22 protein-coding genes are annotated in these 26,716 nt (G+C 42.9%); 13 read left to right on the forward strand and 9 right to left on the reverse strand.

Features of this window, described 5'->3' with window-relative positions; all coding sequences use genetic code 11:
* The first annotated feature begins 188 nt into the window (after window positions 1-188).
* Window positions 189-2,321: an alpha-galactosidase gene (locus AN390_RS14255; protein WP_055255175.1), complete on the forward strand. Its 2,133-nt coding sequence runs from the start codon at window positions 189-191 to the stop codon at window positions 2,319-2,321.
* A gap of 63 nt (window positions 2,322-2,384) precedes the next feature.
* On the opposite strand, the gene AN390_RS14260 is transcribed toward AN390_RS14255, so the two are convergent.
* On the reverse strand, window positions 2,385-3,086 hold the full coding sequence (locus AN390_RS14260; RefSeq protein ID WP_004588172.1) for a FadR/GntR family transcriptional regulator: 702 nt from the start codon (window positions 3,084-3,086) through the stop codon (window positions 2,385-2,387).
* A 178-nt stretch (window positions 3,087-3,264) separates the two neighbouring features.
* On the opposite strand from AN390_RS14260, the gene AN390_RS14265 reads away from it, so the two are divergent.
* The gene (locus AN390_RS14265; RefSeq protein ID WP_054983386.1) at window positions 3,265-4,023 is read left to right on the forward strand and encodes an SDR family NAD(P)-dependent oxidoreductase; all 759 of its coding nucleotides are present in this window, start codon (window positions 3,265-3,267) and stop codon (window positions 4,021-4,023) included.
* A 1-nt stretch (window position 4,024) separates the two neighbouring features.
* Window positions 4,025-4,981, forward strand: coding sequence for a 2-dehydro-3-deoxygalactonokinase (locus tag AN390_RS14270; RefSeq protein ID WP_055255176.1), 957 nt, complete (start codon window positions 4,025-4,027; stop codon window positions 4,979-4,981).
* 81 nt (window positions 4,982-5,062) lie between these two features.
* Here the strand turns inward: AN390_RS14270 and glpD are convergent, their stop codons facing one another.
* From glpD to galE, 7 genes are all read right to left on the reverse strand, one after another.
* Window positions 5,063-6,568: a glycerol-3-phosphate dehydrogenase gene (gene glpD / locus AN390_RS14275; RefSeq protein WP_055255177.1), complete on the reverse strand. Its 1,506-nt coding sequence runs from the start codon at window positions 6,566-6,568 to the stop codon at window positions 5,063-5,065.
* A gap of 201 nt (window positions 6,569-6,769) precedes the next feature.
* Window positions 6,770-8,272, reverse strand: a complete 1,503-nt coding sequence (gene glpK / locus AN390_RS14280; RefSeq protein WP_039972273.1) for a glycerol kinase GlpK — start codon at window positions 8,270-8,272, stop codon at window positions 6,770-6,772.
* A gap of 210 nt (window positions 8,273-8,482) precedes the next feature.
* Complete coding sequence (locus AN390_RS14285; protein ID WP_055255178.1) at window positions 8,483-9,811, reverse strand: dienelactone hydrolase family protein; 1,329 nt, start codon at window positions 9,809-9,811, stop codon at window positions 8,483-8,485.
* Between the two features lie 31 nt (window positions 9,812-9,842).
* Window positions 9,843-10,844, reverse strand: a complete 1,002-nt coding sequence (locus tag AN390_RS14290; protein WP_055255179.1) for a Gfo/Idh/MocA family protein — start codon at window positions 10,842-10,844, stop codon at window positions 9,843-9,845.
* Window positions 10,845-10,863: 19 nt separating this feature from the next.
* On the reverse strand, window positions 10,864-12,012 hold the full coding sequence (gene galK / locus AN390_RS14295) for a galactokinase (protein ID WP_024032028.1): 1,149 nt from the start codon (window positions 12,010-12,012) through the stop codon (window positions 10,864-10,866).
* Window positions 12,002-13,066 carry a UDP-glucose--hexose-1-phosphate uridylyltransferase gene (locus AN390_RS14300; protein WP_055255180.1) on the reverse strand — a complete coding sequence of 355 codons (1,065 nt, stop codon included), beginning with the start codon at window positions 13,064-13,066 and terminating at the stop codon, window positions 12,002-12,004. Before AN390_RS14300 ends, galK begins: the two co-directional genes overlap by 11 nt.
* A 1-nt stretch (window position 13,067) precedes the next feature.
* Complete coding sequence (galE, locus tag AN390_RS14305; RefSeq protein ID WP_054983392.1) at window positions 13,068-14,081, reverse strand: UDP-glucose 4-epimerase GalE; 1,014 nt, start codon at window positions 14,079-14,081, stop codon at window positions 13,068-13,070.
* A 306-nt stretch (window positions 14,082-14,387) separates the two neighbouring features.
* Between galE and AN390_RS14310 the strand changes: the two genes are divergently transcribed.
* Window positions 14,388-15,215 carry an SDR family NAD(P)-dependent oxidoreductase gene (locus AN390_RS14310; protein WP_055255181.1) on the forward strand — a complete coding sequence of 276 codons (828 nt, stop codon included), beginning with the start codon at window positions 14,388-14,390 and terminating at the stop codon, window positions 15,213-15,215.
* 145 nt (window positions 15,216-15,360) lie between these two features.
* Here AN390_RS14310 and AN390_RS14315 read toward each other — a convergent pair whose 3' ends face one another.
* Window positions 15,361-15,600 carry a YdcH family protein gene (locus AN390_RS14315; RefSeq protein ID WP_004588182.1) on the reverse strand — a complete coding sequence of 80 codons (240 nt, stop codon included), beginning with the start codon at window positions 15,598-15,600 and terminating at the stop codon, window positions 15,361-15,363.
* Window positions 15,601-15,900: 300 nt separating this feature from the next.
* Between AN390_RS14315 and AN390_RS14320 the strand changes: the two genes are divergently transcribed.
* The 9 genes from AN390_RS14320 to AN390_RS14360 all read left to right on the forward strand — a co-directional run bounded on the left by AN390_RS14320 (window position 15,901) and on the right by AN390_RS14360 (window position 26,701).
* Complete coding sequence (locus AN390_RS14320; RefSeq protein WP_055255182.1) at window positions 15,901-16,890, forward strand: zinc-dependent alcohol dehydrogenase family protein; 990 nt, start codon at window positions 15,901-15,903, stop codon at window positions 16,888-16,890.
* Between the two features lie 332 nt (window positions 16,891-17,222).
* Window positions 17,223-19,496, forward strand: a complete 2,274-nt coding sequence (locus AN390_RS14325) for a bifunctional diguanylate cyclase/phosphodiesterase (RefSeq protein ID WP_055255183.1) — start codon at window positions 17,223-17,225, stop codon at window positions 19,494-19,496.
* A 128-nt stretch (window positions 19,497-19,624) separates the two neighbouring features.
* Entirely contained in the window at window positions 19,625-20,206 is a 582-nt protein-coding gene (locus tag AN390_RS14330; RefSeq protein WP_004588186.1) for an aminodeoxychorismate/anthranilate synthase component II, read from the forward strand.
* Window positions 20,207-20,252: 46 nt separating this feature from the next.
* Entirely contained in the window at window positions 20,253-21,413 is a 1,161-nt protein-coding gene (locus AN390_RS14335) for an HDOD domain-containing protein (RefSeq protein ID WP_055255184.1), read from the forward strand.
* 444 nt (window positions 21,414-21,857) lie between these two features.
* Entirely contained in the window at window positions 21,858-23,063 is a 1,206-nt protein-coding gene (locus AN390_RS14340) for an aspartate aminotransferase family protein (protein WP_055255185.1), read from the forward strand.
* An 84-nt stretch (window positions 23,064-23,147) separates the two neighbouring features.
* Window positions 23,148-24,164 (forward strand): arginine N-succinyltransferase, encoded by a 1,017-nt coding sequence (gene astA / locus AN390_RS14345; RefSeq protein WP_004588189.1) that lies wholly within the window; start codon window positions 23,148-23,150, stop codon window positions 24,162-24,164.
* A gap of 16 nt (window positions 24,165-24,180) precedes the next feature.
* Window positions 24,181-25,650, forward strand: a complete 1,470-nt coding sequence (astD, locus tag AN390_RS14350; RefSeq protein WP_029774138.1) for a succinylglutamate-semialdehyde dehydrogenase — start codon at window positions 24,181-24,183, stop codon at window positions 25,648-25,650.
* A gap of 140 nt (window positions 25,651-25,790) precedes the next feature.
* Window positions 25,791-26,138, forward strand: a complete 348-nt coding sequence (locus tag AN390_RS14355; RefSeq protein ID WP_004588191.1) for a DUF3802 family protein — start codon at window positions 25,791-25,793, stop codon at window positions 26,136-26,138.
* A 149-nt stretch (window positions 26,139-26,287) separates the two neighbouring features.
* Entirely contained in the window at window positions 26,288-26,701 is a 414-nt protein-coding gene (locus tag AN390_RS14360; protein WP_004588192.1) for an OsmC family protein, read from the forward strand.
* Window positions 26,702-26,716: the final 15 nt, after the last annotated feature.

A 26,716-nucleotide genomic window follows, 5' to 3' on the forward strand; every position in this document is an offset into this window, starting at 1 on the left:
AATGACTGGTATAGCCAGTAATAATATTGGCTAAATTACACCGTAAACACTATCTAAAAGTAATTTGTATGATATATACTATTATTTTAAAATCACTGACTGCAATTTGATGCAGTAAGCGGCGAGTAAGCACACATATAATGTACTCGCGTATTAAACTCATCTTCATTAAAGAGGACAGGAGAATCATGGCTGATATTAAACCATTCTTTCGATTAGACAGCGCAAACAGCACCGTTATTTTCGACTGCCAGAGCAAAACACCAGCGTTACTTTATTTTGGTAAGCGCCTATCTGAGCAAACAACTGAAACAATGCTAACTCAGCTTGCGACTCGTCAGGAAGTAAAATGTGCCGTGGTTGAAGAAGCACCTATTTCTCTTTCTCCGCTATTAGGTGAGGGCTTTACAGGCGCGCCAGGGCTAGAGCTGTCAAACGACACCATAGCTTGGTCAGTTGGGCCTGCTCTTCAAGATGTTCGTCAGCCAACCCCTTCTAGCTTAGAGTTTGTAAGTGTTGATGAGCTGCGTGGTATTGAAGTAGTGCACAGCATCACACTTGATAGCAACACCGATGTGCTAAGTGCGCATACCGTATTAACCAATTTAAGTGATGCACCGCTAAGCGTTAATTTTTGCGCCGCACCTACGTTCCAACTACCCGATAGCATGAACAAACTAGTGAGCTTTGAAGGACGTTGGTCTAACGAGTTTCAACGCCAATCGGTTGATTTAGTATTAGGCAGCTTTGTACGCGAAAACCGCAAAGGTAAAACATCGCACGACGTATTCCCTGGTTTATTAATTCATAGCGAAGGCGCAGGCGAGCAACAAGGCGAGTGTTATGGCTTTCATTTAGGTTGGAGCGGTAACAACAAGCTACGCGCTGAGCTACTACCAGAAGGGCGCCGTTATGTGCAAATGGGTGAGTTATTATTACCGGGCGAGCTAACCCTTGCTAAAGGCCAAACGTATCAAAGCCCAAGTATTTATGGCTCGTTTTCGAGCGATGGCTTTAGTGCGCTGTCGCGTAATTTTCATCGCTTTGTTAAAGCTAACTTACTTAGCCAAGCACAGCGCGAAAAAACACGCCCAGTACATTACAACACGTGGGAAGGTATTTACTTCGATCACGATGTAGACACGCTAAAGCAGTTAGCCGATAAAGTAGCGCCATTAGGTATTGAGCGTTTTGTACTGGACGATGGTTGGTTTAAAGGTCGCCGAGGTGATTATGCAGGCCTAGGTGATTGGACCGTAGATTACGAAATTTACCCAGACGGCCTATCGCCAGTGATTGACCATGTAAACAGTTTAGGCATGGAGTTTGGTATTTGGTTTGAACCTGAAATGGTAAACCCAGATAGTGACTTATACCGCGCCCATCCTGATTGGGTATTAGGCTCAGAAAATAACGAGCAACTTAGCTTTAGAAACCAGCTAGTGCTTGATTTAACGCGGACTGAGGTTGTTGAATACCTATACAAAGCGATTGATGACATTTTAGTTGAATACCCAACAATTAAGTACATTAAATGGGATATGAACCGCGATATAAACCACGCGGGTAACTTCTCAGGCAAGCCTGCGGTGCATCAGCAAACACTGGCACTGTATCGCTTAATCGATCGTATTAAAGCGGCTCACCCTGGCCTTGAAATAGAAAGCTGTTCGTCAGGTGGTGCCCGTGTAGATTATGGTGTGCTTGCACACACAGACCGTGTATGGACGTCAGATTCTAACGATGCACTTGACCGTCTTGAAATTCAACGCGGCTGTTCGTTCTTCTTCCCATCGTCGGTTATGGGTGCACACGTAGGCCCTCGTGATTGTCATATTACAGGTCGTAATGTCAGTATTGAAATGCGTGCTGCGGTATCTATGTTTGGCCATATGGGTATTGAAATGGACCCACGCGAGCTGAGCGATCACGAATACAATGCGCTTAAAGCGGCTATTGCGCTGCACAAAGAGCACCGTGAATTTATTCATGCTGCCGATTTGTACCGCCTCGATAGCGACGATTTATCAATTAACTTTGGTTTAATCAACGAGCAAAAATCAAAAGCGTTATTTGCGTATAACAGTGTACGCGAAACACCGCGCACTGCGCCTAATAAGCTTCGTTTTGTTGGTTTAGATGCAGATACGCAGTACACACTTAATTTAGTGTGGCCTGTTAAATTTGAAGAATACCGACCTTCGTCTATTGCCGCTGTTAACGGGCAAACTTTTACGGGTGAAGCGTTGATGGAATTTGGCCTGCAAATGCCAATTTCATTCCCGCAAACATCACTTATTTTTGAGCTTAACAAAGCTTAAAATATAGCAAGCAGTAAAAAGGGAGCTAATTAGCTCCCTTTTTTAATAATGTTTTTTAAGCTATTAGTCGAGTTTAGACTCAATAAGCTCAAGCGCTTCTTCTAAAATAGTTTCTACTGCTTTTTTAGCGCGCTCTGGATTGCGCGATTTAATCGTATCTAAAATATCAGCATGCTTTGCAACGTCGGCCCCTGGCACACCTTTAATGTGGTTGGTGTAACGAATACTTACGCGCAGCGCGGTGCTAATAAATTCAGTGAGCTGTACAAAAAAGCGGTTATTACTGGCTACTAAAATACTGGTATGAAAGGCAATATCGGCCTCAAGCGGATCGTCTAAGCCTTGGTCTGCATCGGCCATACGGGCAAGTGCGTTGTCTATTTCAGCAAGTTGTTCGGCGCTGGCATTTTCAGCTGCTAGGGCAGCGGCTTGTGGCTCAAGTGCGACACGTACTTGCGTAAACTCTTTTAATAAAGAAAGCGACGGTTTACTGCTTAAAATCCAGCGCAGTACATCTGTGTCAAACATATTCCAGCTGCTTTCTGGCAGTACGCGGATCCCTTGCTTAGGGCGAGAAGATATTAAGCCCTTAGCAGAGAGCATTTTTACAGCTTCGCGTGTTGCACTGCGGCTCACATCGTATTTTACGCATAGGTCAGCTTCTGAGGGCAGGCCTTCGTTAACAGGGTAAACGCCACGCACAATTGCAAAGCCTAAATCATGGGTTAATTGTTGTGTTAAATTTTGACGAGGTTGGCTTTTCATTGAGCGTTATCCGAATGAGTTATTGCTTTATTATATATCATATATCATATTAATGTACGAAAGGATATGTTATAAACTTTGTTAAAGGCAAGTATTTTAACACAGCTGTAACAGTAATCCTCTTTAGCAAATAATTATAAATATTGAGAGGGGCAGTCTGTATTATGGAGAAACGCATTTGAATAATCACGCTCACTATCCCAGTATTTCTGGCAAAGTTGTTTTTATTACCGGGGGCGCTTCAGGCATTGGCCGTGCAATGGTAAAGGCGTTCGCCGCTCAAGCTGCCAAAATTGCCTTTATAGATATTAATAACGAGGCTGCCCAATCTCTTATAGCCTCACTGCCTAACGCCAAATTGTGGTTTAGACAGGTTGATGTAACCGACTCAAATGCTTTACAGCAATCTTTGGTAGATGCATGTGCTGAACTAGGCGCTATTAATGTACTGGTAAACAATGTAGCCAATGACCGCCGCCAAGCCAGTGAAGACGTTACAGTACAAGATTGGGATCAATGCCTACAAATTAACTTAAATCCGGCATTTTTTGCCTCGCAAGTCGCTATGTCTTTTATGAAGGGCGAAGGCGCGGGGAGCATTATTAATTTTAGCTCTATCAATGCCATCATGGGGCAGCCACAAATGGCGGGTTATGTAACGGCAAAGGCCGGTTTAATCGGCATGACTAAAGCACTGGCACGCGATTATGGTGAATTTGGTATTCGGGTGAATGCTATTTTACCGGGTTGGGTTGCCACCGACCGCCAATTAGCCAGTTGGTTTACCGAGCAAGAGCAAGTGAAGTGGATGGAAGCCATGGCACTTAAAAAGTTAGTAACCCCTGAAGATGTAGCTAATTTAGCACTTTTTTTAGCTGCCGACGAAAGCAGTATGATCACCGGTCAAGGTATTAAAATTGACGGTGGGAGGCTCTAAGTTGCAGCACTTAAACCTTTTTATAGCCGTAGATTGGGGCACGAGTCATTTACGCGCCTATTTATGCAGCGTAAATACCACAGGGCAGTTAACTTTAATTGCTCAGCGCGACGGCCCAGGTGTGATTAGAGATAAACAAAACTTTGAACATACTTTAATTGGTGTCGTTGAACCATGGACCAGCGAATACGGCGTTTTACCTATTTATATGGCAGGGCAAATCACCTCAAGTATTGGCTGGAAAGAAACCCCTTATTTAGCGTGCCCCATAAACCCCGAAAGCCTGCTTAGTGGCGCAATTAATTTTGATTGTGCAGGTAATAAAGTCAGTGCTTTGCCTGGTACAAAATGCACATTACAAAACAATTTATTTGATGTAATGCGCGGCGAAGAGCTGCAAATTTTAGGTTTTTTAAAGCAAAACCCGGCCTATCAGCACGGCAACGTACTCATTTGTTTACCCGGTACCCATACTAAATGGGTGCTGTTAAAAGATGGCCAAATCATCTGTTTTAAAACCGCAATGACCGGCGAATTATACGACTTGCTATGTCATCAAAGTGTACTTATTCCTAACGACTGTGAAGCGGGGGAGTTTGATTGGCATGCATTTGAGCAAGGCTGTGAACTCACGTTAGGCAGTGACAGCGGTAATTTGGCGCACGGTATTTTTAGTGTCCGTACGCGCCAACTTTCAAAAGAGTTAACACCAGTGCAAGCCAAGGCATACTTGTCGGGGGTGCTTATTGGTAGTGATGTACGCGCTGCACGCCATGCCAGTGAGTGGCAATTGGTGAATAATTCTAAAGTAGTGGTTATTGGCACAGAGCAACTAAATACCTGCTTTACCCATGCGTTAAATTGCATTGGTGTGCAATGTTTAGAGTTTGACGTGAAAGAGGCTACGTTAAGTGGTTTTAACTACTTATTTAATAGTAATAAAACCAAGCAAACATAAAAAAGCCCCCAATATTGATTGTGCAATCATTGGGGGCTAGTTCTTAAATTAAGTAAGGGTTACATTGGCTGTAGCCTACTGTTAGGCTGTTTTAGCCGCTTGGCTTTGCGTAATATAATGATTAAGCGTTGCCACTTGTGCTTCATTAAAGCGCAGTCCTAGTTTACTTCTGCGCCATAAAATATTGTAAGCGTTACCCGCCCATTCTTCATTTAGTAAGTAATCGACTTCTGCTGCAAATAAGCCATGGCCAAAATCTTGGCCTAAATCACTGAGCTGGGTTGCACTGCCTAAAATTAGTTTTGCACGAGTCCCGTAGGTACGTACAAAGCGTTTAAGAGTGATTTCTGGTAACCAACTATAAGTCGCTTTAAGCTCATTGGTCAGCGCTTCTACCGAGCTAAAATCGCCACCAGGTAAGGCACTGTGTTTGGTCCACGCTTCACTCATTTGCGGGTAAAATTCTTCAAGCTTATTCACTGCAGCTTCGGCAAGTTTACGGTAAGTGGTAATTTTGCCACCAAACACACTTAACAGTGGTGTGTGTTTGCCTTCACTTGAAAGTTCTAACTTGTAGTCACGCGTTACTTTTTGTGCATTCACTGATTCGTCATCAAGCAGTGGGCGCACACCCGAAAAGGTATGTACTATGTCTTCGCGTTTAATGTGGTTTTTAAAGTAGCTGTTAGTAATATCGATTAAGTAATCGATTTCTTCATCACTAATTTTTACATCTTGCGCTGCGCCTTTGTGTTCAACATCGGTGGTGCCTACTAGTGAGTAGTCATCTTCAAACGGTATAACAAACACAATGCGCTGATCTTTATTTTGTAAAATGTAAGCTTGTTTTTCATCGTGAATACGCGGCACCACAATATGGCTGCCTTTAACAAGGCGAATATTTTGTGGCGATTTTTCTATCAGTGCTTCGTCAAATAATTTTGCAACCCACGGGCCTGCTGCATTAACAATACCTTTGGCTTTAATAGTCTGTTGCGCCTTAGTTTGTTGTTGCTCAAGCGTTACCTGCCATTGGTTATCGATGCGTTTTGCACTTACGCACTTGGTTTGCGTAGCAATGGTCGCGCCTTTGTTTTGGGCAGCTAAGGCGTTTAAAATTACCAAACGTGAATCATCAACCCAGCCATCTGAGTATTCAAACCCTTTGGTAATTGAAGGTTCTAATACGCTGTTTTCACCAAACTTAATGCTACGCGAGCCAGCAAGTGTTTCGCGCTTAGCTAGGTTGTCGTACATAAATAAGCCAATGCGGATCATCCATGCTGGGCGTAGGTGCGATTGGTGCGGTAGCCTAAAGGTAAGCGGCCACATAATATGCGGGGCATTTTTAAGCAGCACTTCGCGCTCAGCCAAGGCTTCTTTTACTAATCTAAATTCGTAATGCTCAAGGTAGCGTAAACCGCCGTGGATCAGCTTAGAACTATTTGAAGACGTTGCACTGGCAAGGTCTGATTGTTCACACAATAGCACTTTTAATCCTCTGCCTGCTGCATCAGCTGCTATTCCAGTGCCGTTTACACCACCACCGACGACGAGTAGGTCGTATTCGTTATCTGCTAATTCCACCGAGCTAACCTTTTTATTTGTAATATAAATAAGACATATGGCATCATAAAGCTGCGGCCCTTATTTGACAATAGATAACCGCGCTTTTTGCTTGTTAATTTTCAATCCTGATCTTTTTAAAACATACAGCGTACAACGCGCCATTTAAGCGCTGTTGCCGGTGTTTTGTAAGCCGCTAATTTTAATTAGCGGCTAGGCGTATTACGCTTGTTTGCTATCGTCACTAGAGAGACAAACTTGCGCTACACAGTGCTGCCACTTTGCGTATAAATCATTACGTTCGTCAGCGCTCATTGTTGGCTCAAAGCGACGGTCGCAGGTCCACATTTTTGCTAATTGCTCAGTTGACTCATACACACCGGTTTGTAAGCCTGCTAAGTATGCTACGCCTAAAGAGGTGGTTTCGGTCACTGTTGGGCGCTCTACCGTCGCGCCTAAAATGTTTGATAAAAAGGTCAGTACCCAGTTATTTTTAACCATACCGCCATCTACCCGTAACACGCTTGGGCGTAAGCCATCACGCTCCATTGCTTTTTGTAAGTCTTTGGTTTGATACCCAACCGATTGCAGCGCAGCAGCAACAATGGTGCTAATGCCCGAGTCGCGGGTTAAACCTAAAATAGCGCCACGTGCATTTGGGTCCCAGTAGGGCGCGCCTAAACCTGTAAACGAAGGCACTAAAAATACCCCATGATCAAGCGGTACATCTTTTACTAACGATTCGCTCTCTCCGGCATGGCTTAAGAGTTTTAAGCCTTCAACAATCCACTGCATCGTGGCGCCTGCCATAAAAATGCTGCCTTCAATGGCATATGTTGGTTTGCCATTTAGCCTATAAGCCACCGTGGTTAGTAAGCGGTTTTCAGAGGTAAGCGCTTTTTCGCCGGTATTCAGCATTAAAAAACAGCCCGTACCGTAAGTACTTTTTGCCATACCTTGCTCAAAACATGCGTGGCCAACAAGGGCTGCTTGCTGGTCGCCGGCAATACCACATACGCGTATTGGTGCGCCAAAAATATCATCGCTGGTTGAGCCAAACTCGTCGGCTGAGTCCATCACTTGGGGCAGCATAGATTCAGGAATTTCGAATAAATCGAGTAGTTCTTGATCCCATTGCTGAGTATGAATATTAAATAACATAGTGCGTGATGCATTGGTGGCGTCGGTGCGGTGCTCTTTACCACCGGTTAACTGCCATAGTAAGTAGGTATCAACGGTACCAAACGCCAGTTCACCTGCAAGGGCTTGTTCGCGTGCGCCTTCAACGTTGTCTAAAATCCAGCGTACTTTAGTGGCCGAAAAATACGGGTCTAGCAGTAAGCCGGTTTTATCGCTTATGGTTTGGCAAAGCTCGTCAGTGCTTAGGCTTTCGCAGTAATCGCTGGTGCGGCGGTCTTGCCACACAATGGCGTTATAAATAGGTTTGCCGGTTTTTTTGTTCCACACTAAAGTGGTTTCACGTTGGTTGGTGATACCAATGGCAATAATTTCTTCAGGCTTAACGTTTTTATCTGCTAATACTTCGCGGCTGGTACTTAGCACGGTTTGCCAAATATCGTTAGGGTCGTGTTCTACCCAACCATTTTGTGGAAAATGCTGCGAAAATTCTTGTTGTGCTGAGCCAAAAACGTCTGCATCTTTTGTAAACAAGATGGCCCGAGAGCTTGTGGTTCCTTGATCAATTGAGAGTATGTATTTTGACATGATATTTGTGTTATTTATCTTATCTTATCTTATATATGACTAGATTGCCTTTAACTTACATTAATGGCAATGATTTTTTCTTAAAATAGCCGTTTAAAAAATAAGCACGCTGTTTTTATTTGCTAACTCTTTTAAATAACAGGTGTTTTATAGCAGCATTATTTTAAGTGCGTATGCGGCTAAATATAAAAATAGCCGCCAAAGTTTGTGTTACTTGGTGCGCGGTTTAGCTTGTTGCCAATCCATACCAGTAGAAAAACGATTATCAAACCCATGCCATGCTGGCAGTGGCTTACCATTAACCACAGCTTGGTCGCCATTTTGTGGTAAGTCTAGGTATTCACATTGGCTGGTAATGCCTTTTACGTGGCAGTCCATCATAGCAAGTGCAAAGTGTTTGTTGGTCTCGTTTAGGGTGCGCATTGACCACGATGGCTCGTAGTAATGGCCTATATCTAATTCGCTGCTACTTTGTGCAATAGCAGGTGCAGGGTGCGGCGCAATATTATGGCGCGCATTTTTGTAAGTAAGCAGGTACTTGTCGGTGCTGCCCGTTTGGTTATATAGGTTTTTAATGCCTTCATAACCGGATATATCATCTAAGCTACCCGCTACATAAAGCGAAGGCACTTTAATGTTTTGCATAGCACTGGCATTAAATAAGTTATGTTGCCCGCCCCAAGGCGCAAAGGCCACCATGGCTTTAATGCGTGTATCTACTTGTGGGTTTTTATATTGCCCACCCGCACAGCTATTAAGTAATTGCTGCACGTGTTTAATTTGTGCAGGGTCTTTTATACCGGTAAACATTGCAGTCGTTTGCTCGTTAAAGTCATAACAGCCACCAATTGTATTAACCGCGCCAAAACCACCCATAGAGTAACCAATTATGCCTGCGCTTTTGTTATCTACTTGCTTGCTGGCAAAGTTGTTTTGTTCGTTAAAGTAGTTAAGTACAAATTGTTGATCGCGTGAGCGGTTTATAAGGGTACTAAAAAAGCCCGAAAACGGCGCATTTTTAAAATCAACATCTGCATTGGTTGAGTCGGTATGATCTATGGCTGCCACAATGTACCCATGCGATGCTAAATGTTCGCCCAAGTAATACATAATTGTACGATAGCCGGTATAACCGTGTGAGAGCACAATAACAGGGTAGTGCTCTTTGTTATTAATGGCTACATCGCGCATGGCATCGGCTTGTAAGGTAAACGCTTTACCTGTACGGGTTATGTCGCTGTAGCTGGTTAAGGGTGCGTTTGCACTGTTTGCTGCTGGGTACCACACTTCTACTTTTAAAGGGCGATCTTTTTCCCCTTGGGTTGCAGGGTCAAACTGCGCGGGATTTATTAAATCAAGCGTTTGTACGCCAACGCTGTAACTACCTTTAGCAGCAAGCTCAGGAAGTACATCGCTGGTTAAAGGTGGGTAGAGTTGCTCAGGCGTTTTTTGATCTGCAAAAACAGCACTTGCTGTTAAGCAGCCCGTTGCTAGCAGCAAGGCTTTTGAAAGCGCCTTTAACGTGTGTGTGGTTGTCATTGTGTATCCTTGTTGTGTGTATTTTTTATTATTAATCTAGCTCATGGGCTTCAACGCTATCGCTGTATTTAAGCTGCCACTGCGCACGAAGCGTATCCATTATGTGCATTACCCGCAGGCTTGTGCTGAGCGGTAATACATTGCTTTGTGTTTGTTGTTGTAAAATACATTCGCTAACGTGAGCAATTTCAAATTTAAAGTTTTCATCGTCATTAAAGCTAAAATCAAACTGCTGCATTTGCTGGGCGTTTAAATGAAGCTCTAGCGACTGTGCACCAACAAATTCAGCAATGCGAATATACCCGTGCTCCCCTAAAATACAGGCTTCGGTAGGGCCATTTTGTTGTAACGCGCTACTAAGCTGCGCAAATTGCCCTTGGCCGTAATTTATAAGGGTTACACTGCGCTCATCTACGCCGGTCGTGCTTTTATGTACTAATGATTTAATTTGTTCAGGGGCTTTATTAAATACCACATCGGCAATTGATATAGGGTAAATACCTAAATCAAGCAATGCACCACCTGCAGTCGCAGGGTTCATTAAACGGTGTGAGTCAGCAAAGTTGCCCGCAAGGCTAAAGTTGGCATTAACACTGTGTACTTTACCTATTACGCCCTCGCTTAATAACTGCTGCAGTTTTACTATGGCAGGTAAAAAGCGCATCCATACACCTTCCATTAAAAAGCAGTTTTGTTGCTCGGCTAACTGGCTAAGGGTTATGAGTTGCTGTGCATTAACAGTAATGGGCTTTTCGCTGAGTACATGCTTATCGTGCACTAAGCATTGCGCAATAGTTTTAAAGTGTTGCTCGTGGGTATTAGCAATATATATGGCGTCAATGTGTGGGCATTGCATAAGGGCTTGGTAGCTCTCATAGCCTTTAACTGAATAGTGTGTGGCAAATTCTTTTGCGCGTTGCTCGCTGGTCGATGAAGCGCCAATAAGCTGTGCATTAGCGCAATGCGCAATGCTTTTAGCAAAGGTGTGAGCAATATTGCCACACCCAATAATACCCCAATTAACCTTTGCCATGCTTATTCCTTAATGATGTTTAAAAAGACGTAATTTGTAATCCTGAACCTGCTGAACATACGTAAATGTCGGCATTTAAATTAAAACGTTCAAAGTAGTGCTGCTCAACCGCTGCTTTGATAAGTGGTACTTCTGCATCACGGCATAAACACACAATCGCACCGCCAAAACCGCCACCGGTCATACGTACTGCACCGCGTTCGCCCATCGCTTCTTTACAAATTTCTACTAGGCCGTCGGTTGCTGGTACGGTTACTTCAAAGTAATGCTTAAGCGATTGGTGCGATGCCGCCATTAGCTCGCGCAGCGTATCAATGTCGTTATTTTGCAGCGCTTTAGTTGCTGCAATTACACGCTCGTTTTCGCTAATTACATGGTGTGCACGTTTGTATTCGTTTTCGCTTAGTGCATCTTTAGTTGCTTCAAGCGTGTCCATGGTGGCTTTACGAAGCGTGGCTACATTCATTTTTGCAGCTGCTTGCTCACAGTCAACACGACGTTGGTTGTACTCGCTATCTACCAATTTACGTGGGTAGTTAGAGTTAACAATAACAATGTTTAAATCATCGGGTACTTTTACTGATTCAGTTGCTAGGTTTTCACAGTCAATTAAAAGCGCATGGCCGTTTTCGCCTTTTGCCGAAATAAGCTGATCCATAATGCCCGATTGGCAATGCATAAAGTCGTTTTCGGCTTCTTGGCCTAGTAAGGCAATTTTTTCTTCGCTTAAACCAAGCTGTGCAATATGGTTAAACATACCACCAATGGCCACTTCTAATGCCGCCGATGAAGATAAGCCACTGCCTTGCGGTAAGTTACTGTCAATAAGTAAATCGGCGCCGCGTAAAGTATGGCCCGCGCGCTTTAAAACAAATGACACGGCACGGATATAGTTACCCCATTGCGATTGTCCTTCGCTGATGTCTTCATCAACACTAAAGCTGTCTTTTTCGCCTGGGTAATTTAACGAATGCACAGTAATGATGTTGTCGTCGCGCTCTTTAAACATAACTTGAGTACGAAACTCTAACGAGCACGGAAATACAAAGCCGTCGTTATAATCGGTAAATTCGCCAATTAGGTTTACACGCCCAGGAGCTGCAGCAATACCTTGAGCAGGCGCACCGTACAGTGATAAAAATTGTTGTTGAAAATCGTTAAGCGTCATCTGTGTGTCCTGCTGTTTTTTTGTAGTGTGTGGTACTGGCTGCTTGTAAAATAGAGGCAGCTGTTTCTGCGCTTAAATCGCGCTGGCTTTCGCCTAGCATTTCGTAGCCAACCATGTGTTTTTTAACGGTGGCAGAGCGAAGTAGCGGCGGGTAAAAATGGGCATGTAAGCGCCAATATTGCTCATCTGAGCCACGATTAGCCGGTGCATTGTGCCATCCCATAGAATACGGGAAGCTACAATTAAATACGTTGTCGTATTTAGTGGTTAATACTTTAAGCGCGTGTGCTAAGGCGTCTGTTTGCGCATCGTTTAGCTGGCTAAAGTTTTGAATGTTATCTTTAGTTACAAGCAGTGTTTCAAACGGCCACGCTGCCCAAAAAGGCACTACAACAAGCCAGTGCTCGTTTTCAAATACGACGCGGGTTTTATCTGCTTGCTCTTTTTGCACGTAATCGGCAAGCATCGCGCTGCCATGCTTTTTATAATAAGCAAGCTGCTGCGTATCTTCGGCTTCTATTTCGGTTGATAAGTGCGAATGCGCCCATACTTGGCCATGTGGATGAGGTTGCGAGCAACCCATGATCTCGCCTTTATTTTCAAATACCTGAACACATTCATAGTGTTGTGCAAGTTCTGTGTAGTTGTCTTTCCAGGTTTTTACTACTTCGTGCAGGGCATCGTGCTCAAGCTCTGGCAGTGTTTTGTTATGCTCTGGTGAAAAACAAATCACACGGCATTCGCCGCTTGCTTCATCAGCAATAAATAAATCGCTGTCTGAGTCTAAGCTTTGCGATTGCTCGCTCTCATTAGGGGTCAGTGCGCCAAAGTCATTTCTAAATACATGGGTGTATTTGTAATCTGGGTTGCTGTCGCCATTTGCACGGGTGTTGCCTGGGCAAAGTGGGCAGCTTTCATCGTGTTTTGGTAGTACGCTTTCGTTTATTGCTTCTGTAGCACCTAACCACGGGCGGTTATTACGATGCGGTGATACTAATACCCAGCGCCCCGTTAGCGGGTTTTTACGTCTATGAGTACTTTCTAATAAAGCCATGTTAACTCTCCAACCCACTTGGGTAATTAGTTTGCCAGCGCCATGTGTCGTTGGTCATGTCGCTCAGTGTTAGTTCTGCGTGCCAGTTAAGGGTGGTTTGTGCTTTTGTGGCATCGGCGTAATTACAGGCAATATCGCCTGCACGGCGCGGTGCACTTTTATAAGGAATATCTTTATTGGCTGATGCGCTAAATGCTTTGATCATATCAAGCACCGAATAACCTTGGCCGGTGCCTAGGTTGTATGCATGAAAGGCGGTATCTGTTTTATGTTGCATAAAGGCCGCTACATGGCCTTTAGCTAAATCTAAAACGTGAATATAGTCGCGCACGCCGGTGCCATCTTTGGTGTCGTAGTCGTCACCAAAAATATTCACCACTTCGCGTTTACCTACCGCAGTTTGAGCAATAAATGGCATTAAGTTATTTGGGATACCATTTGGGCTTTCGCCTAATAAGCCGCTTGGGTGTGCACCAACAGGGTTAAAGTAGCGAAGAGCAATGCCCATAAATTGGCTGTTGGCATTACATACGTCTTGCATGGCTTGTTCAACCATAACTTTGCTCCAACCGTAAGGGTTAGTAGCGCGTATAGGGTGTTTTTCATCAATAGGTAGGTAGTCTGGCTCGCCGTACACAGTGGCCGATGAGCTAAATATAATATGGTTAACGCCTACCTCTTGCATGTTTTGTAGCATGCTTAATGTGCCCGACACATTGTTTTGGTAATAACGTAGGGGTTGCTCAGTTGATTCACCTACCGCTTTAAGTGCTGCAAAGTGAAATACAGCCTCAGCTTGGCTGTGTTTAAGGGCAAGTTTAAACTGCTGCTCGTCTTGAATGTCACCTAAAATAAACTCAAAACGGGTACCGGTAATTTTTTCGAGTTGATCAAGCACACGGGGGCTTGCGTTAGATAAGTTGTCGTAAATAACTGGGGTAATGCCTGCCTCATGAAGGGCAATACATGTGTGGCTACCTATATAACCCATACCGCCTGTAACTAAAACTTTCATGTGTTTTCTCGAAAAGTGTATTTATATGATAAATACTACTATTAAGGTAATTTAAAAACAATAGTTATGATTGTCCGTTATTTCAAATAAACGCTTAAAATTTACCCAAGCAAAGGCACAATGGCTATACCCTCTTAATAAGGGCGCATAGGTTTATCAATTAATTCTATAAACTGATTCTACTGAGCCACTAATTATTAGTCGCTAAAAGTGGTGGTACTATTAATAAATAGCAGTGAGCTAATGCGTGTGTAATTTGTCGTTAATGCAATGGCCAAAGTCTTAATACAAAAAGGAACGTTCAACATGAAAAAAACAATTTTATTAACCGGTGCCACCGACGGTATTGGCCTAGAGACCGCTAAAATGTTGTTAGCGCAAGGGCATACTGTATTATTACATGGCCGCAACCAGGACAAGTTAAATACTGTACAAGCAAGCTTAAACGCTGATTACCCGCAAGCAAGCACAGCCACCTACATTGCCGATTTAAGCGATATGGCGCAAGTAAACACCTTGGCTCAGTCAGTGTTAGCCGACTTACAAAACGCGAATGAAATACTTGATGTAGTTATTAATAACGCCGGTGTTTATAAATTGGCAAATATCACTACTGTAAATGGGCTAGATGCACGGTTTGCAGTTAATACGTTAGCGCCTTATTTACTTACTAAAGCGTTACTGCCTGTAATGAACACGCAATCACGTGTGGTTAACGTGTCATCGGCTGCACAAACCAGCGTTAACTTTGACTCGTTAGTGGGCAAAAAGCCGCTATCAGATAGCGCAGCCTACGCGCAAAGCAAATTGGCTATTACTATGTGGTCGCGTCACTTAGGTTTAGCACTTAAAGGCAGTGGGCCATTAGTTGTTGCGGTAAACCCTAAGTCGTTACTAGGTAGTAAAATGGTAAAAGATGCTTACGGGCTTGCTGGTGGCGACTTAAAACTAGGCGCTGATATTTTTTGCCGCGCCGCATTAAGTGACGAATTTAAAGATGCCACTGGCCTTTATTTCGATAACGATGCAGAGCGCTTTGCACCGCCACATCCAGATGCGCTCAACCCTGCTAAAAATCAGCAGTTAGTTGATACGTTAGATAGCCTGCTTGCTCAGCTAAATGCTGATAGCTAGTAGCAAATTAACGCGAAAAGATTTCACACATGCCTTATAAGGCCTAGTTGTTTTTTATAAAGCCGATATGTGCTTTAAATGTTTTACCCTTTGTTGATCGTCAAAGAGTTCACCTAACGGTGAACTCTTTTTTTTGTGTGCAACATTACTCTTGTTGTAAACGCTCGTACAACCAATCTTTTAATTCTGAACGCTCATGTTTTAGTTGATTCATTTGCTCATCGCTAATGGGCGCATCTTTAAGCTCTAAAACACGAATCTCTTTATCTAGCTTGTCGTATTTATCTGCCTTTTTAGCAAATTCTGTGTCGCTTTTATTTAGCTCTGCAATGGTATTTAGGTACTGTGGAAAGTCATTGGTAAGTGAGTGGTCTTCGCCTAACATATTCGCTCCTTAGTAGGATAAATGAGTTACTTAAGTGAATTACTACCTTTTCATATATTACTCTGGGGCTTAGACAATAATAAATCAACCATAGCTAGCTTAAATTGATATAGCGCAGCGACTGGGTAGGATTTTGTTTAACGCCTACTTTTAAACAGTGATGGAGGATTTTTAAACTCTATTATAAATATTATTTTGAAACTGATTGTATGTTTAGCCTTATTATCATTTGTAAAGGGGGTGTCTACAATGAAGCTTCATTACACAATTACTTATCAACAGATAACAGAGGCAATACCCATGAAAGCAATGACAATTAATAATTTTGGTGGCACTGAAGAGTTTGTAGCAGCTGAGGTTGCAAAACCACAAGTAACAGCAGGTAATGTGTTAGTTCGTATTGCCGCAACAAGCGTAAATACAATTGATATGATGATTCGTCAAATGGGTGCTGACTTACCCTTTGCTCCAAAACTACCGGGCATTTTAGGGATGGACTTTGCAGGCACCGTTGAAGCTGTTGGCGAAGGTGTAACAGAATTTGCAGTAGGCGACGAAATTTACGGTTGTGCTGGTGGACTAGGCGATTTACCAGGTGCACTTGCTGAGTTTATTCTTGCTGATAAGCGCTTAATTGCTCACAAACCTAAAAACCTAAGCATGAAAGAAGCAGCCGCTATTCCACTTGTAGGTATTACAGCACTTGAAGGCTTAACACGTGCAAGTGTAAGTGCAGGCCAAAAAGTATTAGTACACGGCGGCGCAGGTGGTGTAGGCCATTTAGCAGTACAACTAGCTAAGCATTTTGGCGCTGATGTTTACTCAACTGGCGGTAACGCAGAGCAACTAGCACTCATAGAAAGCTTTGGCGCTACAGGCATAAACTTTAAAGACGAAACCGTAGAGCAGTACGTTGAAAAACACACAAGCAACGTTGGTTTTGACATGGTATTTGACACCGTAGGTGGTGGTAACCTGACTAACTCATTTGCTGCAGCAAAGCTAAATGCACAGGTATCTACAACGCTTTCTTTATTAGAAGTAGATTTAAGCCCAGTACACTTTAAAGGGTTATCGTTAAACGTAATCTTTATGCTTATTCCAATGATCCACGACTTTAACCGTCAAGACCACGGCGACAAACTGACTAAACTTGCGCAAATTGTTGAAGCAGGCGGTATGCGCCCAGTACTTGATGAGCAAGACTTTAGTTTAGAAGAAGCCGCTAAAGCGCATGACCGCTTAGCAAGTGGCCAAGCTATGGGTAAAGTTGTTATTTCTGTACAATAAATTATACCAATCCGCATAATTAAGTGATCTAATTTGAGGATGGAAAAGCGTGTTGATAGCAAGGCAAAAAATTCGCTATTTAGTTGCTCTAAATGAGAATTTTTTAACGTAGATAGCGACACGTTTAGCCCCTGAAAATGATTAAGTATTATTGCGGATTGGTATCATTAAGGCCGGCATCCTCGCCGGCCTCTTTCTTTTTTACGCCCGCCTGATTAACGTTTGTACACCCTTTTTTATAACCAAATATAAACAATAGTGCTTTTATTAATCGTATATAATTACGTTTTAAAATTAGTTGTTAATATTTTAGGGTCAGAGCAAGCGTTTATATGAAAATATTCACTAATAAATTTGCCAGTAAAGCTAAGCAGTTTTATATCGGTATTGTGCTGGTAGGCTGTGTACTGTCTGCGATGGTTTATTATCAGGCAGAAACCATTAAGCGCACCTCATCGACCTTAATGGAACAACAAATTCCGGCGCTACGCGATATTCGATTAATCGAAACCTACCTAGTAAAGCAAGAGCGCTTATTATATGAGTATTACGCAACGAGTAAGCGTGAACTTTATTTAATCGACTTTTTAGAAAACCATGTACGTATACTTGCGCTAATAAAAAACCTAGATCAAAACCACAGCACATTAGCGCTAGAAAGCAGCTTAAGTGATGAGTTTAAAAGTGGTTTAGACTTAGCACTTAAATTACACGAAAACTTATCAAGCAGCAGCACTAGTTGGGATTTAGCCAGAGAGCAACTAGAGCAACTCACCGAACTGCAAGCCCAAGTGATGGGGCACTTAACAAATGCAGAAACGGTTATTTCAAATGCGGTTGATAGCGGCTACAAAGACACCGAAAGCAACCTGCACACCACAGTCAATATTGTGTTTTTGTTTACGTTTGCCATAGTGCTGGTAAGCATTTATACAGGGCGTTACGCATCTAAATTTATAAAGCTTAGTGCCCGTAACGAACGTTTAGCGCTATTTCCAACGCGCAACCCTAACCCAATTGTGAGTTTAAGCGCCAACCTTGAGCTTAACTACTGTAACCCTGCCGCTATTGCTATGCATAAAGCGTATGTAAGCGATAAACACAGCACGCCCATTGCATTACTAAGCCCTAATATAAAGCAGCAACTAATAGACACTAAGCAGTCGGCTAGTCATGTTGAGCGTTTTTATACACAGCTAGATAACCATTACCTCACTTACCAAATACATTGGCTGCAAGAAATAGATGCCTTTGATATACACATACGCGATGTAACAGAGCAATTTGAGGCAGAGCGCTCATTAGAGTATTTAGCCTTTCACCACCCGTATTCAAAGTTGCCCAACCAAGCCAGTTTAGAAACATACACCAATGAGCTAATTTCGCTTGAGCAGCCTTTTAGTTTAATGCTGATTGATGTAAGCCACTTTAAGCTATTGCTTGAGCAATATGGTTTATCGGGCGCTAACGAGTGTATAAATGCCTTTGCTATGCACTTATCGCGCAGCGCTAATAAATTTTCTCAGCAGTTAAAAAGCAAAAACAAACTGACCTTTTATCACATTGCCGATGCTAACTTTGTGGTTATTTATACCGAGCAAGATTGCTCAACAACCCTAGATGACTTACTCAAAGGCGTACAAAGCCGTTTAAGCCAAGCTATTAGCACACCGTACGGTGAAATGCGTATGAGCTTTAACTGCGGTGTAACACGCTACCCAACCAGTAATGACTATAAAACGCTTCTACTGCACGCCAATATTGCCTTAGAAGAGGCGGTAAAACGCAATATTCCCTACGCTTATTTTGATACCGAAAGCGGAGTTAAGCACGCCCAGCAGCTGCATATTGCTCGGCGCCTTGATACCGCCATTGAAAAGCAGCAGTTTGAGCTTTATTTTCAGCCTAAAATGCACCTTAAATCGCAAACCATAAACAGCTGCGAATGTTTAATTAGGTGGTTTGATGATGGGAAATTTGTCTCTCCGGCACAGTTTATTCCTATTGCCGAGCACAGCGGGTTTATATTGCCATTAGGCGAATGGATACTCGATAGTGCCTTTGCCCAAGCTAAAAAATGGCATCAGCAAAACTTAAATATCCGCTTGGCTATTAATATATCGGCAAGGCAATTTACACAGCAAGACTTTGTGCAAAGCATAAAACAGCGGTTGGCGCACTTTAACGTGCCCGCGCATTTAATTGAGCTAGAAATTACCGAAACCGCCATTATGGACGATGAAGAGTTTGGTATTTCAGTACTGCAGGCGCTGAGTGCACTGGGTATTAGCTTATCAATTGATGACTTTGGTACGGGCTATTCGTCGCTGGGTTACTTACAGCGTTTTCCGGTAAATAAATTAAAAATAGATCAGTCGTTTGTGCGCAATATGGCCACAGACACACGCGATCAGGCTTTAGTATTGAGTATTTGCCAATTAGCTAAAAACTTAGGGCTCGATATTATCGCCGAAGGCGTAGAAGAGCATGCCCAACTTGAAAAACTAAAAGAGTATAACTGCGACCTAATTCAAGGGTACTTGTTAAGCCGGCCAATACCAGCAAACGAATTTGAAGCATTTTTAGCTAAAGGCGTAAGTTTTTAAGGCGTTTTGCTAATGTATGTTGGGTAATTATTAGTGATAGAATGGCCCTATAAAAGCTTCTATCGCTCATTTTACAAGCCACACATGTGAGCAAAGAGCACTACATTATTAAATAAGGTCGTTGTGTAATGCTGTTGATGATCGACAACTACGATTCGTTTACTTATAACCTAGTACAATACTTTCAGCGCTTAAACCAAGAGGTGCTGGTAAAGCGTAATGACGAAATATCTGTTGCGCAAATTAAGCAACTTAACCCCAAGCATATTGTTATTTCTCCGGGGCCTTGTACGCCAAACGAAGCGGGTGTGTCACTCAATGTCGTTGAGCAGCTAAAAGGCATTTACCCTATTTTGGGTATTTGCTTAGGGCATCAAACCATCGCGCAAGCGCTAGGGGGCAAGGTTATACGTGCTAAGCAAGTCATGCATGGTAAAACCTCACCTATTGTTCATAATAATAAGGGGGTATTTACCGGTTTAGAAAACCCGCTTACTGTGTGTCGTTATCACTCGCTGGTGGTAGAAAAACATAGTTTACCGAGTGAATTAGCCATTACCGCATGGAGCCAAACCGAGCAAGGTGAGTTTGACGAAATTATGGGGCTACTTCACACAGAGCTTGCTCTTGAAGGCGTGCAATTTCATCCCGAGGCTATTTTAACAACTCAAGGGCTCGAATTGCTTGCTAACTTTTTATCTCGCTTCTAACCTTACAGTAACCACCGAATGGTAATACTTATACTGAATGGACTTTATGACTGAACTTGCGTCGCAAAAGCGAATAGCCTCAATGCTTGACCAGCGTGCTCACGACTTGCTGCTTGGCCATAGTTTTGCACATCAACAAATTGGCTTTATTCATACGCTGGAAATTGATTATGGCGAACCAATGAAGCAACGCACGTTATTAGAAGTAGAAGTTGCCGCACAGCATAAACGCCAGCAAAGTAGCACCGCGCATCATAAGTACCGAGCACAAGCGAGTAAACAACTTCATAAAGTAATAGAAACAGCCATATTTAAGCAATTAGAAGATATGGATGCTGTTATTCAAAACACCATAGGCATAGAAGATAACGTTGCTACCATGCTAGATATACTGGCGGCTAAGTCGGCAAGTGTTGGGCGTTTAGAGCCATTGGTAAATGATTCTAGTTGGCTTGGCCGCGAATTAGTGTCATTGGTAAACCTGCCTTACTACCGAAAGCAGCGCAGCAAAAGTACCTCAGTTAAAGTAGACAGCCCCGCACTTGCACTGCGCTATATTGGCCTTGATAACTTACAATTGGTAATTCCTACTTTTGCTATGCGCCATTGGATGCCACACAGCACAGAGCCATTTCCATTATTAAAACGCCGCCTGCGCGATGCCGCCATGGCCAATGCAATTGCGGCGCAAAAAATTGCAGAGCTTAACGATGTAAACCCCGTACATGCGTTTACACTGGGCATGCTTATAGATGTTGGGCGTATTGCCTTAGTACGCTTGTACTTAAAAACCTTTGAACAGGTATGGCAACGTAAAGTGCAAATAGCACGCGAAGCGCAGCAAAAAGATTTACACACGGCATTGATGGAGCTAAAGCCAGATCCCTTATTTTTAACCACGTTGTTAAGTAATAAGTCGCTTGAGTTAAGTGCTAAAGTTATTCGAAAAATGGCTTTTAAGTTTTTGCCGTTTAATCATGTTATGGCGCAACTTGTTCACGGCATCGAGCAAAGTAGTGATGTTTTCCCTATGAGTGAAGTCATGCTTAAAGCGCGATGCTATTCGCAGTATTTAAATCTAAAACAGCACCAACTTATTGAACAAGATGAAATGCAGGCGTGGTTTTCGTACCACCAATTCACTAAAAATGAGCTAAAAGCCCTCGAAACAAGCAATTTTACCAACCTTGCTATTCAAATTGACTAAAAAGCAGCTTACTCGCTGGTCCTTATATCGGTAAATTGCCGTTGGTGGCGGCAAATTTTCATTAACTATTGAATTTTTTGTTAATTTTTTTGCGACTATTCATTCATTAACATCTCCCTAAGCACACCTCGCTTTAAGCACTTAATGTAAGGCGCGACTCACTGCGCAGGCGCATAAGTATTAAAAAATGGCATTTATTTTCTATGCAGATAGTTATTCACTATCTATGAAATAATATCCCAAGGCCTTTATTTTAAAGGCCTGCATGAAAGTTTTTAACGAGACAGCACCACAAATATCTGAAATAATGAGCGCCTGAAAATTGAACCACAAGGCAGTTTTACGCTCAACCTTTTGCTATTTAGTGCGTAAATATCTTGGTTACATTTATAACCAAACACCTATTTTGATGTTTTGTGTTGCTCACAATTAAGAGGAAAAAAAATGACAGTCAATCGCGAATTATTTGATCACGTAATGGTTCCTAACTACGCGCCTTCAAGCGTTATTCCTGTTCGAGGCGAAGGCTCTCGCGTATGGGATCAACAAGGTAAAGAATTTATCGACTTTGCCGGTGGTATTGCTGTTAACTGTCTTGGCCATTGCCATCCTGCATTAGTAGGTGCATTAAAAGAGCAAGGCGAAAAAATTTGGCACCTATCAAACGTAATGACTAACGAGCCTGCGCTGCGTTTAGCTAAAAAAATGGTCGATGCGACCTTTGCTGAAAAAGTTTACTTTGCAAACTCAGGCGCAGAAGCAAACGAAGCTGCGCTTAAATTAGCTCGTCGTTTTGCACTTGATAAATTTGGTGCTGAAAAATCACAAATTATCTCATTTAACAAAGGCTTTCACGGTCGTACGTTCTTTACCGTAACTGTTGGCGGGCAAGCTGCATACTCAGATGGTTTTGGTCCTAAGCCAGGCGACATCGTACATTGTGATTACAATGACCTAGCTGCATTTGAAGCGCTAATTAGCGACAAAACATGTGCCGTAATGATGGAGCCACTGCAAGGTGAGGGCGGTATTATTTCGCCATCTGACGAATTTGCACAAGGCGTTCGTGAGCTATGTACTAAACACAATGCACTGCTTATTTTTGATGAAGTACAAACAGGTGTTGGCCGTACTGGTGAGCTATACGCATACCAAGGTCTAAACGTAGTGCCTGATATTTTAACGTCAGCTAAAGCTCTTGGCGGCGGTTTCCCTATTGGCGCTATGCTAACTACTACTGAGATTGCACAGCACTTAAAAGTAGGGACTCATGGTTCTACTTACGGTGGTAATCCACTGGCGTGTGCAGTAGCCGAAGCCGCATTTGATACTGTAAATACCCCTGAAGTACTGGCGGGCGTAAAAGAAAAAGCAGCATTATTTAACGAGCTTCTTAACGCGGTAAACGAAAAATACAACGTGTTTAGCGAAATTCGTGGCCAAGGTTTATTAATTGGTGCAGCCGTTAACGAGCAATACAAAGGCCGTGCTAAAGAGTTTTTAGTAGCAGCTACCGAGCAAGGGCTTATGTCGCTTGTAGCGGGTGCTGATGTAGTACGCTTTACGCCATCGTTAGTAATCACCGAAGCGGATATTCGCGAAGGTATGGCGCGTTTTGAAAAAGCAGTAGCAAGCGTAGTAAACGCTTAAGCGCGTTAAACCACCTTATTAAGGGCAAGCCTGCTTGCCCTGCATATTCTATTTACCGTTATTGATAAAGGAGCAAGCGGACTCATGATGATCCTTCGCCCAATCCAGCAAAATGATTACGCAGCGTTATTAAAAATTGCCCACGAATCGGGTCATGGTTTTACATCTTTGCCGTTAAACGAAGAGTTACTGCAAAAGAAAATTGACCATTCTGTAAGTTCATTTGCTAAACAAACGTCACAACCTGGTGACGAAGGCTACCTGTTTGTTCTTGAAGATACCGAAACCGGTGAAGTAGTCGGTACTTCAGCTATTGAAGCTGCAGTAGGGCTTGATGATGCGTTTTATCATTACCACTTAAGTAAAGTAATTCACTCATCACGCACGTTAGATGTATACAAAGCGGTTGATATTTTAACCCTATGTAACGACTACACCGGCGCGACAGAACTATGTACCTTATTTTTGAAAGATGGCTATCGTAAAAACTGTAACGGTAAACTTCTTTCAAAAGCGCGCTTTATGTTTATAAAACAACATGAGCAGCGTTTTGCACAAACAGTAATAGCAGAAATGCGCGGCGTGTCTGACGAAAACGGCAGCAGCCCGTTTTGGCAGTGGCTAGAAGAGCACTTTTTCTCAATGGACTTTCCTACCGCCGATTACCTAACAGGTATAGGCCAAAAAGTGTTTATTGCTGAACTAATGCCAAAGTACCCAATTTACGTAAACTTGCTGAGCAAAGACGCTCAAGCGGTGATTGGTAAAGTACACGACAACACACGCCCAGCTATTGAGCTATTAAAAAATGAAGGATTTACCTTCAACGGTTACGTCGATATTTTTGATGCGGGCCCTACAGTAGAAGCAAAAGTAGATAACATTGCCACTATTCGTAATGCGAAAGACTTTAAAGTAGAAATAGGCGAAGCATCGGGCGATACCATGGTACTGCTTGCTAACGGCAAGTTAGAAGATTACCGTGCAACGGTTGCAGCGCTTAGCTTTGATGAGCGTGCAAGCAGCCTTATTTTATCGCAACAAATAGCCGATGCCCTACAGCTACAATCGGGCGACACCGTAAGCGCAACCCCAGTTTAATTAAGGAGAAAGTATAATGACTCATCCTGCACAATTTATTAATGGTCAGTGGTCACAAGGCCAAGGCAACGCATTTAACTCAGTAAACCCTGCAAATAACGACGTTATTTGGCAGGCATCTTCAGCGACTGCAGAGCAAGTAGATAGCGCGGTAAATTCGGCGCGCGAAGCATTTTACAGCTGGGCAGATAAAAGCTTTAACGAGCGCCTAGAGATAGTTAAAACCTTTGCTGCAACACTTAAAGAGCACAGCGAAGAACTTGCTGTAGCGATTGCCCAAGAAACCGGCAAGCCACTGTGGGAAACGCGTACAGAAGCGGGCGCAATGGTAGGTAAAATTGCCATTTCTGAAAAAGCATTTTTAGAGCGCACCGGCGACGTTGAAAACGCTATGCCAGTAGGGCGTGCGATGATCCGTCATAAACCACATGGTGTAGTTGCCGTATTTGGCCCATATAACTTCCCTGGGCACTTACCTAATGGCCACATTGTGCCAGCGCTTTTAGCCGGTAACACCGTGGTATTTAAGCCATCAGAGCTTACGCCAATGGTGGCTGAGCTTACGCTTAAACTATGGGAAAAAGCCGGTTTACCTGCCGGTGTAATTAACCTTGTTCAAGGTGAAGTAGAAACAGGTAAAGCCCTTGCTGCGCATAAAGGCATAGATGGTTTATTCTTTACAGGTTCTTCGCGTACTGGTCATATTTTACATGAGCAGTTTGCAGGTCAACCGGGTAAAATTTTAGCGCTTGAAATGGGTGGCAATAACCCACTGATTATTAAAGATGTGGCAGATACTAAAGCCGCGGTACACGATATTATTCAATCGGCGTTTATTTCAAGCGGCCAACGTTGTACGTGTGCTCGTAAAGTATTTTTACCTAAAGGCCAACAAGGCGATGATATTTTAGCGCGCCTTATCACTGCAACTAAAGCCATTAAAGTAGGCAACTACGATGATGAAGATCAGCCATTTATGGGCTCTATGATCTCATCTGCGGCTGCAGCAGGAATGGTAAAAGCACAAAACGAGCTTGTTGAGCTTGGCGGTGAAGTACTAGTAGAGCTTGAGCACACAGCCAATACTGGTTTTGTAACACCGGGTATTATTGAGTGTTCAGCGATTAGCGACTTCCCAGATGAAGAGCACTTTGGCCCATTATTAAAAGTGTTCCGCTTTGATGACTTTGACCACGCAATTGATAAAGCAAACGATACCAGCTTTGGTTTATCAGCAGGTTTATTAAGCGACAGCGAAGCCGACTACAATCACTTTTTACGTCGTATTCGTGCCGGTATTGTTAACTGGAACCGCCCAATTACAGGTGCATCAAGTGCAGCCCCATTTGGTGGAATTGGCGCATCAGGAAATCACAGAGCAAGCGCATATTATGCAGCCGACTACTGTGCATACCCTGTAGCATCGGTAGAACTTGAAAAAGTAACGATGCCAGCAACACTAAGCCCAGGCTTAAAAATAGATTAATTACTGTTCTATTTGTAGTTATAAAGAATGAGAAAAGCAGCTTAGGCTGCTTTTTTTGTATTGGTATCGCGCAAAGCTAGTAATTAGTGGCGCTTTCTGCTTAAATCTATGCAATTAGTTATTCAAAGGTGAAAATCACAATGGTTTTAGACAGGCAAGGGTACGATGACTTGATCATGTATCTAACTCAAAATTTAGCGTTATTTGAGAAGCCAGGCGAAATCAAACCCGGTGCCCCTACCGTTATGGAACTCATAGAAGACGTAATAGCGCATAACGTTATGCTAATTTGTGAACAACATACCAATCTTAATACCGAACAACGCAGCCAAATAGTGCGCGAGGTAGACGGTATTGTTTACGACTTACAAGAAGTACTAAGCAGCATAACCTCACAACCTGTTACGGTTGAACAACACGCATTTATAGATGAGTTTGCTGGGCTTATTAAAAACTTATTTGATAACGCGGTAACACAAACCTCTTAACGTTACCCGTTAACACAGCGCAGTATGACCTAATAACTGCGCTCCTATTACTTCTCGCCTTATTAATAACACCACTAAATTTAATCTCAGCGCTCACGTATCGTTGCAGATTGTTATACAATCAACAAAATTTTTTTAGAGATAAACACATGCAAGCAAATGTAAAATGGGTTGAAGGCGACACCTTTATTGGCCGTTCTAATTCTAATCACAATGTAGTTTTTGATGCCGGTAGCGACAGCGCTGCACCAAGTCCAATGGAAATGGTACTTATGTCGGTAGGTTGTTGCTCGTCGGTAGATGTTGTAAGTATTTTAAAAAAAGCCAAGCAAGATTTTTCTGATGTGCAAGTACAACTAAGCTCAGAGCGCGCCGAAACAGCACCTCGTGTATTTACTAAAATTAATTTACACTTTGTTGTTACAGGCAATAATGTCTCGGAAAAACACCTAGCGCGCGCGGTTTCGCTCTCTGCTGAAAAGTATTGTTCTGTTGCTTTAATGCTTGATAAAACAGTAGAAATTACCCACAGCCACGAAGTTGTGCAAGAACAGGTAAAATAACGCTTTTTCCGTGAG

The organism is Pseudoalteromonas sp. P1-11 (assembly GCF_001399995.1).
Taxonomy (GTDB): Bacteria; Pseudomonadota; Gammaproteobacteria; order Enterobacterales; family Alteromonadaceae; genus Pseudoalteromonas; species Pseudoalteromonas atlantica.